The organism is Mycobacterium sp. (genome assembly GCF_035640695.1).
In the GTDB taxonomy this organism is placed as follows: Bacteria; Actinomycetota; Actinomycetes; order Mycobacteriales; family Mycobacteriaceae; genus Mycobacterium.
Genome location: NZ_DASQVQ010000060.1, coordinates 54,584 through 65,784 on the forward strand (window position 1 = coordinate 54,584; position 11,201 = coordinate 65,784).

At 67.7% G+C, this 11,201-nt stretch carries 10 protein-coding genes; 2 read left to right on the forward strand and 8 right to left on the reverse strand.

Annotation, left to right across the window (positions count from 1 at the left end; all coding sequences use genetic code 11):
- Positions 1-242: 242 nt before the first annotated feature.
- Positions 243-689, forward strand: coding sequence for a universal stress protein (locus VE759_RS07505; protein ID WP_324929740.1), 447 nt, complete (start codon positions 243-245; stop codon positions 687-689).
- Here VE759_RS07505 and lnt read toward each other — a convergent pair.
- The 3 genes from lnt to VE759_RS07520 are packed head-to-tail and all read right to left on the reverse strand — an operon-like array spanning position 686 to position 3,786.
- Positions 686-2,200, reverse strand: a complete 1,515-nt coding sequence (gene lnt / locus VE759_RS07510) for an apolipoprotein N-acyltransferase (RefSeq protein WP_324929792.1) — start codon at positions 2,198-2,200, stop codon at positions 686-688. The genes VE759_RS07505 and lnt overlap by 4 nt on opposite strands.
- The gene (locus tag VE759_RS07515; RefSeq protein ID WP_324929795.1) at positions 2,197-3,081 is read right to left on the reverse strand and encodes a fructose bisphosphate aldolase; all 885 of its coding nucleotides are present in this window, start codon (positions 3,079-3,081) and stop codon (positions 2,197-2,199) included. The genes lnt and VE759_RS07515 overlap by 4 nt, the downstream gene beginning before the upstream one ends.
- A 27-nt stretch (positions 3,082-3,108) precedes the next feature.
- A complete protein-coding gene (locus VE759_RS07520; protein ID WP_324929742.1) occupies positions 3,109-3,786 on the reverse strand; it encodes an MBL fold metallo-hydrolase in 678 nt (225 codons plus the stop codon).
- Between the two features lie 83 nt (positions 3,787-3,869).
- On the opposite strand from VE759_RS07520, the gene uvrA reads away from it, so the two are divergent.
- Positions 3,870-6,749 carry an excinuclease ABC subunit UvrA gene (gene uvrA / locus VE759_RS07525; RefSeq protein ID WP_324929744.1) on the forward strand — a complete coding sequence of 960 codons (2,880 nt, stop codon included), beginning with the start codon at positions 3,870-3,872 and terminating at the stop codon, positions 6,747-6,749.
- Between the two features lie 112 nt (positions 6,750-6,861).
- On the opposite strand, the gene VE759_RS07530 is transcribed toward uvrA, so the two are convergent.
- The 5 genes from VE759_RS07530 to VE759_RS07550 form a co-directional block, all read right to left on the reverse strand.
- The gene (locus VE759_RS07530; RefSeq protein WP_324929746.1) at positions 6,862-7,098 is read right to left on the reverse strand and encodes a hypothetical protein; all 237 of its coding nucleotides are present in this window, start codon (positions 7,096-7,098) and stop codon (positions 6,862-6,864) included.
- Between the two features lie 181 nt (positions 7,099-7,279).
- Positions 7,280-8,140, reverse strand: a complete 861-nt coding sequence (locus VE759_RS07535) for a GNAT family N-acetyltransferase (RefSeq protein ID WP_324929748.1) — start codon at positions 8,138-8,140, stop codon at positions 7,280-7,282.
- An 88-nt stretch (positions 8,141-8,228) separates the two neighbouring features.
- Positions 8,229-9,413, reverse strand: coding sequence for a winged helix DNA-binding domain-containing protein (locus tag VE759_RS07540; protein ID WP_324929750.1), 1,185 nt, complete (start codon positions 9,411-9,413; stop codon positions 8,229-8,231).
- 3 nt (positions 9,414-9,416) lie between these two features.
- Positions 9,417-9,695, reverse strand: a complete 279-nt coding sequence (locus VE759_RS07545; protein WP_324929752.1) for a hypothetical protein — start codon at positions 9,693-9,695, stop codon at positions 9,417-9,419.
- A gap of 20 nt (positions 9,696-9,715) precedes the next feature.
- Positions 9,716-11,074 (reverse strand): alpha/beta hydrolase, encoded by a 1,359-nt coding sequence (locus tag VE759_RS07550; protein WP_324929798.1) that lies wholly within the window; start codon positions 11,072-11,074, stop codon positions 9,716-9,718.
- Between the last annotated feature and the right edge of the window lie 127 nt (positions 11,075-11,201).

The window sequence follows — 11,201 nt, forward strand, 5'->3', positions numbered from 1 at the left end:
CGGAACCGGAATTGCTCAAAGAACGCCTCAAAGAACGCCTCGAAGAACGCCTCAGAGAACGCAATGACAACGCAATGAAGCTGTCACCAAGCTCACGTGGCCGGCGTTCGTGCCGGTCGGCCGGTGCACGATCGCATCGGCGGGCGCCATCGCGTCGCCAATCCGACCCAACGTCGTCCGGCGAAGCGTTAGTGTCTGGGGTTGGCCCTAACAAAGTGGGCCACCGAGCACTGGGAGGGTAAATGGGCGGCTATCGGACCGTGGTGGTCGGGACCGACGGCTCGGATTCGTCGCTGCGTGCGGTCGACCGGGCAGGCGCGATCGCTGCCGCGGATGGCGCGAAGCTGATCGTCGCGACCGCGTATTTCCCCGCCGGCGATGACCACCGCGCCCAAGACGTCCTGAAGAATGAGAGCTACAAGGCGACGGGCAACGCGCCCATCTACGCGATCCTGCGCGAGGCCCACGACCGTGCCAAGGCGGCCGGTGCCAAGGACATCGAGGAGCGCCCGATCGTCGGCCCGCCGGTCGATGCGCTGGTCGATCTTGCCGAGGAGGTCAGCGCCGACCTGCTGGTCGTCGGCAACGTCGGACTCAGCACCATTGCCGGCCGGCTGCTCGGATCGGTTCCGGCCAACGTTTCCCGGCGGGCCAAGTCCGACGTGCTGATCGTGCACACCACCGGCTAGGCACCACGAGCCACGCCGCCGCGCGCCCGCAGCATCGTCACGACGCCGGCGCCGGCCAAGACCGACAACGCGACCGGCAGCATCCAGTCGCCGAACCGTTGGTACACGGTCGTCTGTGAGCCGAGCGGCACCGTCACCAGGATCGCGCCGTGATTGGTGGACGGATACCAAGCGAGTTGGCGACCGCGCGCGTCGAACGCCGCGCTGACGCCGGACAAGCCGGCATGCACGGCGGGGTGTCCGACCTCCGCGGCGTGCACCGCGACCTGGCCGGCCAATTGCGGTTGGGCCCAGCTGCCCTGGTACGTCGAGGTCGAACTCTGGTACGCCAGCAGCTGCGCCCCGAGGCCCACCTCGCGGCGGGCCAGGTCGGAGAATGTCGTTTCGAAGCTGATCAATGGCCCGATTGCGAGCGAGCCGGTGCCGATTCCCCGGTCGCTTCGCGGCGGTGGTCCGACATGCAGCACCACCTGCCCGCTGCCGCGGCGGCGGTCCTCGCCGGCCGCCTTGGTGTGGCGGGTGGCCCAGCCCAGCAGCGGGCGCAACGGCACGTACTCGCCGAACGGCACCAGTCGCACCTTCCGGTATGTACCTTCGGTTCCGGCGGCCCCGATGAGGACCGACGACTTGGAGATGGGGCCCGCCGGGGCCCGGGCGTCGACATTGACGAGAAGATCCGCGCCCACCCGCCGGGACAATTCCGTCAACCGCGCCGTCACCTCCGGATGGCTGCCGAGGTCGACCCCGACGCTGCTCTCACCCCACACCACCAGGTCGGGTCGCTGATTGGCGAGCGTCGCGGTGATCGCCTCGCCGGCGGCCAGTCGGGGCGCCGAGTCATCGATGTCGCCCGGCTGCACCAGCGCCACCCGTACCGTCGAGCCGGATGCCGGTGCCGGTCCGAGCGTGAAATACACCGGACCGACCGCGGCGCACGCAAACGCGACGGCCAGTGCGCTGAGTTGGCCGCGGATGCGGCGCCGCAGGATCACCGCGGCGATCGCGGTGTTCGCCGCGGCGAGTAGGAAACTCGTCAGCCACACCCCGCCGAGTGCGGCCGACGCCAACATCGCCGGCTTGTTCCACTGCGACGCGCCGAGCAGCGCCCAAGGCCCGCCCAGACTTTGCCAGGACCGCGCGGCCTCGGCCACCAGCCAGGCGCTGGGCAACACGGTGACGGCGGCAAGGAATCGGCCGGTGGTGACCGGGTCCGCCAGCAGCCGCCGCGCTGCCCAGCCCCAGGGCAGCCACAACGCCCCGAGTCCCGCGGCGAGCAGCACCACGAGCGGACCGGCGCTGGGGATCAGCCAGTACTGGGTGGCCAGCACATATCCGGCCATTCCGCACCACGCCCGCACCGCGCCCTGCAGCCCGGTGGGCGCGGCCCGCACCACCAGGAGCAACGGAACCACACCAACCCAGCCAAGCCACCACACGGACGGCGCGGGAAAGGCGAGCGCGGGCAGCGCGCCGACGATCAACGCGACGGCGGCAGGCCAGAGTCGACTCAGGTGCCCGACGCTTTGGCGATGGTCGCGATTGCCTGGTCCAGCGTTGCGTTGAACTCCTCGTCGCTCTGCTGCGCGGTGAGCCCCTCGGTCAGCGCTCGGGAGAAGCTGGCGATGACGCCGTGGTTGCGGGCCAGGCGAGCGCAGGCCTCCTCGCGGCTGTAGCCCCCGGACAGCGCGAGCACGCGCACAACCTTGGGGTGCTCGACGAGGTCCTTGTACAGGTTGTCGGTCTCCGGCAGCGTCAGCTTGAGGATCACGATCTGGTCGTCGGCGAGGATGTTGACGTGCTCCAACAGCGCGGCGGTCAGGCGCTCCTCGGCTTGGGCCTTGCGCGGGCTGTGGATGTCGACCTCGGGCTCGATGATCGGCACCAGGCCGGCGCCGAGGATCTGGCGGGCGACCTCGAACTGTTGCTCGACGACCGCGTCGAGGCCGGCATCGGGCAGCTTGATGACCGACCGCATCTTGGTGCCGAAGATTCCGTTGTCGACGGCACGGGCCAGCAGCTCGTCGAGATTCGGGATGGGCTTCATGATCTGCGCACCCTGATCTTCGTCGGCAAGTCCCTTGTCGACCTTGAGGATCGGCACGATCCGCTTGACGTTCCACAGGTAGTCGGAGGTGGGGCGGCCCTCGATCTGCCGGTCCATCGTGTTCTCGAACAAGATCGCCGCGAGTATGCGGTCCCCGTCGAAGCATGGGCTGGTGATGATGCGGGTGCGCATCTGGTGCACCAGGTCGAACATCTCCTTGTCGTTGGAGTAGGCGTCCTCCGCAATGCCGTACAGCCGCAGCGCCTTCGGTGTGCTGCCGCCGCTTTGGTCAAGCGCCGCAACGAAACCGGCACCGCTGTTCATCTTCTTGAACTGTTCGTCGTTCATTTCTTCCTCTCCTGTGCTCACCTGTGCTCACCAGCCGCGCGCACGCCATTCGCCGAGATGCGGCCGCTCGGCGCCGAGCGTGGTGTCATCACCGTGCCCGGGATAGACCACGGTCGAGTCCGGGTAGACGTCGAATACCCGGGTGGTCACGTCTTGTAGCAGTTGGGTGAAGTCGCCGGCCTTCCACGTCTTGCCGACGCCGCCTGGAAACAGGCAGTCGCCAGTGAACAGCTGCGTCGCGTCGCCGGCGGCCGGGCCCGACAGCGCCAGCGCAACCGACCCCGGGGTGTGCCCGCGTAGGTGAATCACCTGGAAAGACAACTTGCCGACGTTGACCGTGTCCCCGTTAGCCAGCAGCCGGTCCGGTTTCACCGGCAACGGGTCGGCGTCGAGCCGATGCACCGCGGTCGGTGCGCCGGTCGCCTCGGCGACCGCCTCCAGCGCCTGCCAGTGGTCCAAGTGCTGGTGGCTCGTGACGATCAGCGACAGCTTCGGCGCATATTCGGCGACCAGGCCGATCAGCGTTTCGGCATCGTTGGCCGCGTCGATCAGCAGCGTTTCGCCAGTTTCGGAACATGTGATGAGGTAGGCATTGTTGTCCATGGGGCCCACCGACGCCTTGACGATCGTCGCGCCCGGAAGGTTGCGGCGCGCCGCCGTCCCGGGGTCCACATGGCCGGTGTAGTTGTCGCTGACGACTGTCATGCCTGCAACGCTACTGCTGGCGATGTCGCTGTCGGTGGGGACACCTAGCATGGGCACGTACTGCGTCCGCTGAAGGGGAGAGCGTGGCTGACCGCCTGATCATCAAGGGTGCACGCGAGCACAACCTCAAGAGCATCGACCTTGACCTGCCCCGCGACGCGTTGATCGTGTTCACCGGTCTTTCCGGGTCGGGCAAGTCGTCACTAGCCTTCGACACAATCTTTGCCGAGGGCCAGCGCCGCTACGTGGAGTCGCTGTCGGCGTACGCGCGGCAGTTCCTGGGTCAGATGGACAAGCCGGACGTCGACTTCATCGAGGGGCTCTCGCCCGCGGTGTCGATCGATCAGAAGTCGACCAATCGCAATCCCCGGTCGACCGTCGGCACGATCACCGAGGTCTACGACTACCTCAGGCTGCTCTACGCCAGGGCCGGCACGCCGCACTGCCCGGTGTGCGGTGAGCGGATCGCCCGGCAGACGCCGCAGCAGATCGTCGACCAGGTGCTGGCGATGCCAGAGGGTGCGCGCTTTCAGGTGCTCGCGCCGGTGGTGCGTACCCGAAAGGGCGAGTTCGCCGACCTGTTCGAGAAGCTGAATTCACAGGGCTACAGCCGAGTCCGCGTCGACGGGGTGGTGCACTCGCTCACCGATCCGCCGAAGCTGAAGAAGCAGGAGAAGCACGACATCGAGGTGGTCGTCGACCGGCTGACGGTGAAGTCGAGCGCCAAGCAGCGGCTGACCGATTCGGTGGAAACCGCGCTGCGGCTCGCCGATGGCATCGTGGTGCTGGAGTTCCCGGATCATGACGTTCACGAGTCCGGCCATCACCGCGAGCAGCGTTTCTCCGAGAAGCTCGCGTGCCCGAACGGCCATCCGCTGGCGGTCGACGACCTCGAACCGCGGTCGTTCTCGTTCAACTCGCCGTACGGCGCCTGCCCGGAGTGCACCGGTCTGGGCATTCGCAAGGAGGTCGACCCCGACCTCGTGGTGCCCGACCCCGACCTGACGCTGGCCGAGGGCGCGGTCGCGCCGTGGTCGATGGGGCACACGGCCGAGTACTTCACCCGGATGCTCGCCGGGCTGGGCGAGTCCGTGGGCTTCGACGTCGACACGCCGTGGCGCAAGCTGCCGGCCAGGGCGCGCAAGGCGATTCTGGAGGGCTGCGACGAGCAGGTGCACGTGCGGTACCGCAACCGCTACGGCCGCACCCGGTCGTACTATGCCGACTTCGAGGGCGTGATGGCGTTCCTGCAGCGGCGCATGGATCAGACCGACTCCGAGCAGATGAAGCAACGCTACGAGGGCTTCATGCGCGACGTCCCATGCCCGGTCTGCCAGGGCACGCGGCTCAAGCCCGAGATCCTGGCGGTGACGCTGACCGCGGGGGACCGCGGCACGAAGTCGATCGCCGAGGTGGCCGAGCTGTCGATCAGCGACTGCGCCGACTTCCTCAACGCGTTGACGTTGGGGTCGCGGGAGCAGGCGATCGCCGGCCAGGTGCTCAAGGAAATCCAGTCACGTCTGGGCTTTCTGCTCGACGTCGGTCTTGAATACCTGTCGTTGTCGCGGGCGGCAGCGACGCTGTCCGGCGGTGAGGCGCAACGCATTCGGCTGGCCACCCAGATCGGCTCCGGCCTGGTCGGCGTGTTGTACGTGCTGGACGAGCCGTCGATCGGGTTGCATCAGCGCGACAACCGTCGGCTAATCGAGACGCTGATTCGGCTGCGCGACCTCGGTAACACGCTGATCGTGGTCGAGCACGACCTGGACACCATCGCGCACGCCGACTGGATCGTGGACATCGGCCCGGCGGCCGGTGAGCACGGCGGCGAGATCGTGCACAGCGGAACCTACGACGACCTGCTGCGCAACAAGGATTCGATCACCGGCGCCTACCTGTCCGGCGCGCAGAGCATCGAGGTGCCGGCGATCCGCCGTCCCACCGACCGGCGCCGTCGGCTCACCGTCGTCGGCGCCCGTGAACACAACCTGCGTGACATCGACGTGTCGTTCCCGCTCGGCGTGCTGACCTCGGTGACCGGCGTGTCGGGTTCGGGCAAGTCGACCCTGCTGAACGACATTCTGGCCTCGGTGCTGGCCAACAAGCTCAACGGGGCGCGCCAGGTCCCGGGGCGGCACACCCGGGTGACGGGTCTGGACCGCGTCGACAAGCTGGTGCGCGTCGACCAGTCGCCGATCGGGCGGACGCCACGGTCGAACCCGGCGACCTACACCGGGGTGTTCGACAAGATCCGCACGCTGTTCGCCGCCACCACCGAGGCGAAGGTACGCGGCTATCAGCCCGGCCGGTTCTCGTTCAACGTCAAGGGCGGTCGCTGCGAGGCGTGCACCGGCGACGGCACGATCAAGATCGAAATGAACTTCCTGCCCGACGTGTACGTGCCGTGCGAGGTGTGCCACAGTGCCCGGTACAACCGGGAAACCCTCGAGGTGCACTACAAGGGCAAGACAATCGCCGAGGTGCTCGACATGTCCATCGAGGAAGCCGCCGAGTTCTTCGGGCCGATCACCTCGATCCACCGGTACCTGCAGACCCTCGTCGACGTGGGGCTGGGTTACGTCCGGTTGGGGCAGCCGGCGCCCACGCTGTCCGGCGGCGAGGCGCAGCGGGTGAAGCTGGCATCCGAGCTGCAGAAGCGGTCCACCGGCCGCACCGTCTACATACTCGACGAACCCACCACCGGGCTGCACTTCGACGACATCCGCAAGCTACTCAATGTGCTCAATGGCCTTGTGGACAAAGGCAATACGGTGATTGTCATCGAGCACAACCTCGACGTGATCAAGACGTCGGACTGGATCGTCGACATGGGCCCCGAAGGCGGGGCCGCCGGTGGCACCGTGATCGCCGAGGGGACACCGGAAGACGTGGCCGCGATGCCCGGCAGCTACACCGGTTGGTTCCTGGCCGATGCGCTGGGCTTGCCGAAGGCGAGCGCCTAGCACAGTCGATCCGCTGGTGCGACCGTCCCAAGCCACCCCGGCCGCGGCGGTGGGGTTCGTCCGGCTGATGCCGGACGAACCCCGTATCTAGCCGTCCGCCTTGGCTTTCCGGCTACTTCTTCGTCACTTTGTGTTGTTCGAAGCGGTCGAACACCCGGTCGATGAAGCCGCCCTCGTGGCGATCGGTCACCCGATCGACGCCATTGAAGATGTTGTGATGCGGCGTCGGTGTGGCTGCGGGCGAAGCTTGCGCTGTACCCGAGCCGAAACCCAGACCGGCGGCAGCCACCCCAGCCGCCATTGCAGCCATAACTGCAAGTTTCTTGATGTTTGCCCAGCGAACTGTCATGGTCACTCCTTCGTGAAACCTCGATTGTCAACGAGTTGACCCGGGCCACTAAGTTCACGAAGTAACGCGACCATCCGGTTCAACGAGGCCCCGATGAAAATGGGGTTTGCGCTGGTTAGTAAGAGCAACTATTCATTGCTCGCCGTCGAGTGCCGTGGATTCGATGACAGATCGTCGACCCTTAGTAGCCGATCGACGGCAGCCACGCGCCCCGCGGCTCGTTGTACAGCCCGATCGTCATCAGCGTGGACTGCTGGATCAGCTTGAGTCCGCTGTCCAGGCACCAGGACATCAGCCGCGTATTGCGGGACGGCACAAGGATTCCCAGGCCCACAAAGGCGTCGGCCGATTGCAGCAACGCGACGATGTCGTCGTCGGTCTTACCGACGGCATGCCAGGCGTAGCCGAAACCGGTTGCATAGCCGGCGATATCGTCTGCACGTTCCACCACGCGCGCGGTGCCCACTCCCACCCAGTGCCGCAGTTCGACGTGACGGTCGTGGCCGTGCACCTGCCGGCAGATCTCGTCGCAGGCTTCGACGTCGTCGGGAGTCGCCGGACGCACCGCCGCAGCGGGTATCTCCGCTGCCCGTGGCGTCCCTTGAAAGACCGACAGCGGCTCACGCACGGCGAAGCCGAGCTTCGCGTACAACGACAGCGACCGGTAGTGGTAGGCGGTCTGAACCAGCCGCACGCCGGGCACGTCGCGGTTGCGTGACCGCTGCAGGAGGGCCTCCATGAGAGCGCGTCCGACGCCGGCGTCCTGCACGGCGGGGTCGACCATGACGGGTCCGATAGCGACGATCTTCCCGCGCTCGTCTTGCAGCGCGCCGCCGAGGATTTCGCCTGCTCGCTCGGCCACCAGGCCGTAGATGCCGTCGGTGGTCAGCATCGACTTCAGCTGAAAGTCGGCGAATTCGGGCGTGCCGGGCTCGATCGGAAAGCTGTGCCGCGTCGCCAGCGACTCGAACGCGTCGAACATGATGCGCCCGCAAACGGCGGCGTCGTCCGCCGTCGCCTCGCGGATCTTCAGGTCGGTCATCGACCAATCCTCACGCCGAGCGTGCATTCACTGCGAAAAAACGCCGAATTTCAGCCCGGCATGATTTCGCCTGCGCGGGATGCTGGCTTCACGCTCGCGGCCGCGCACCCGCCTTAGACAACACCGATGGGAACCGCGGGCTGATCCGCACGCCGGCGAGCCAGTCGGTGAGCTCGCCGGCGCGCCGCGATAACGCCTTGCGCCCGTCGCGCCCCGGGTCCTCGAGCAGCTGCAGCCGCACCCGCCCGTCGGCGTCCTGGCCCCAGCCGCCGACCACCCGGCCGTTCCACCAGGCGGTGGGCCCGGCATTTCCGTTGGTGTCGAACACCTGGCGCCGGTGTTCGCCGAGATACCAGTCGCGGTCGAACCAGCCCATCGTGGTGACGTCGAGGCCGGGCAGCAGCGCACACCACGGCTCGGCGTCGGGTTCGGTCTCCAGGTCGTCGGGCAGCACGTAACCCGGCGCCCCGTGCACGTCGACCTCGACGGCGCCGACGTCGCGCAGCGCCTGCCGTGCGGCCGTCAGCGTCGCGCCGAACCACCATTTGATGTCGGCCAGCGTGCCCGGCCCGAACGCACGCAGCCATGCGCGGACGAGTTCGGCGCGTGCCTTGTCTTGCGGCATGACATCAGGACTGCCGCCGAGCCAGTCGGTGACGGTGACCCATCGTGGCCGGGACGCAGTCCAGGCACCGTCGTTGGGGCCGCGCACGATGTCACCGCGCACCGACAGCACCGTCAATACCCTTGGGGCAAGCGGTGTTTCACCACCCCAGCGCTTTCCCGGCGCATAGTCGTAGGTGCCGGCCAATTCCGGCAGCGCGTTGCGCAGCTCGCTGGCACTGGTCGGCCCGTGCTCGGTCAGGTATCCCAGCACCGCCGCGCATGCGCGGTCCAGCCAGTGGTTACCGTCGGCGGCCAGGCCCGCCTTCTGCGCATCGGCGACGAGTCGGCGCCGCTCGTTGCCGGCGACCCGGTCGCTGGCGCCCGGCTGGACCATTGCGAGGTACTCGACGGGCACCACCCACAACGTCCGCCGCATCGCCAGATGTTTGACGAGCGACCGTCGCTGATACAGCTCGCGGTCGAGGTCGGCGGTCCTGAACCCGGTTGAACGCGCCCACAGCGACAGATACGGGGTAGCGGGGTCGGTCGCGTGCAACCCGATCAGCGCCGCGGTGCGCTCGGCGACGGACGCGCTGGGGCGGTCGTCGGACAGGAAATGGCGGCGTGCCAAGCGGTTTCGCCGCTCGCCGATGCTGAAAGTGCGCACCGCTCAGGCGTCGTCTTCGCGGTGCATCGACTCGCGAATCTGGGCAAGCCGTTCGGCGGCCGCACGCTGGCGCGTCTCGTACTGTTCTTCGACGCCGCGGCCCTCGGGTGTTTCCGCGTCGAGCTCGGCGGCTCCGAGCGACGTACCGTAGCGGCTTTCGATCTTCTCGCGCACCGATTCGAACGTCGGCACGCCGGACTTGTTGTATCCGGGGTCGACCTCCGGCGACGCCGGCGGCGCGGCGGGCGCGGGGTCGGGCTGCTCAGTCGGATCCTCCGGCATGGGGCAACCGTACTCCCGGATTACGGTCCCGCGGCCTGCGCGCGTGGACCGTCACCGGTCGGCGCCGTGGGGGATGCGTTATCGGGGTTCGGCAGCGGAATCGCCGGCACGCCTGGGGTACCGATCTGGCCGGCCAACCACGGCAATGCCGCGGCGAATGCGCGCGCCGCGAACGGCCAGTCGTGCTTACCAGGCAGCGGCTCCACTGCGCAATCAATGCCGTGGGCCCGGCCCGCGGCGCACAGCGCGTTCGCGGCCAGCGTCTGATTGCCGGGATTGCGCCCGACGTTATGGGACTGCGGGCCGACCGAGATCGCGAACCAACCCGAGACACCCGTGTAGTGGCCGTGTTTGGCCATCACCGTCGACGGGTCGAACGCCGCGTAGGCGGCGGCGTCACCGCCGAACAGCCGAGCGATGGTCTGTGCCTTGGTCCCCGAGTTGGGGCCGAAGTCGCCGGCGATGTCTTCGAACGATGCGAACAGGTCGGGATGCATCACCGCAAGATCCACCGCGCACGTGCCGCCCATCGACCAGCCGACCACACCCCAATTGGCCCGGTTTGCGCTGAGGCCGAAGCTTGAAACCATGAACGACATAACGTCTTTGGTCAGATGGTCGGCCGCGTTGCCGCGGGGCCCGTTCACGCATTCGGTGTCGTTGTTGAACGCGCCGCCGGAGTCGACGAACACCAGCACCGGCGCGTTCCCGTGGTGTGCGGCGGCGAAATCGTCCATGGTCGTGATCGCGGTTCCCGCGCGCAACCAATCGGCCGGCGTGTTGAACTCTCCGCCGATCATCATCACGGTCGGCAGCTTGGGCGGGGGGTCGGTGGCATACCAGGCCGGCGGTAGGTACACCAGCTCGCCGCGGTGCTTGAAGTGCGACGCCGCGTCGGGGATCGTGACTCCGACGACGGTGCCTTTGCCCGGAAGTGCGCCCTGCATTTGCATTGCGGTCACCGTGGCCCGATCGGTTTGGTCGGGCAGCGGCCCGGCGGAGAGCTGATTCCACGCGGTCTGGACGGTGGGGAAGTAGCCGACCCAGAGATTGAGCGCCAGCAGCGAGCTCAAAACGCACAGCGGCACGGCGAGCATCGACACGCCCCGCCGCCACCACCGGCTGGTCGGCCAGCCGAACGGCAGCACGCAAACCGCCAGGCCGCTCAGCCCGATCCAGATCCACAGCGCGCGCGGCGCCGGATCGGCGGCCAGGCCGGCCGAGTCGATGTACCAGCGCGCGCAGGTGGCCACCACGACCCCGACCATCACCGCCGACGGCAGCCAGAACATCCGCCATCGGCGCGACCGCCAGCCGATCGCGAGCGCCAGGACCGTGGCCGTCACGGCCTGAATGGTCCACGGCAACCAACCGTGCATCAGGGAAATGTGGTGGCGAAACGGCCCGGCCGCGTCCGTCCACAACGTCGTGGCAACGCTGACCGTCGAATGCGTCATCGGGCCATATCGTGGACGATCTACCTGGAGAGTTGCTGTGAGAGCTTCG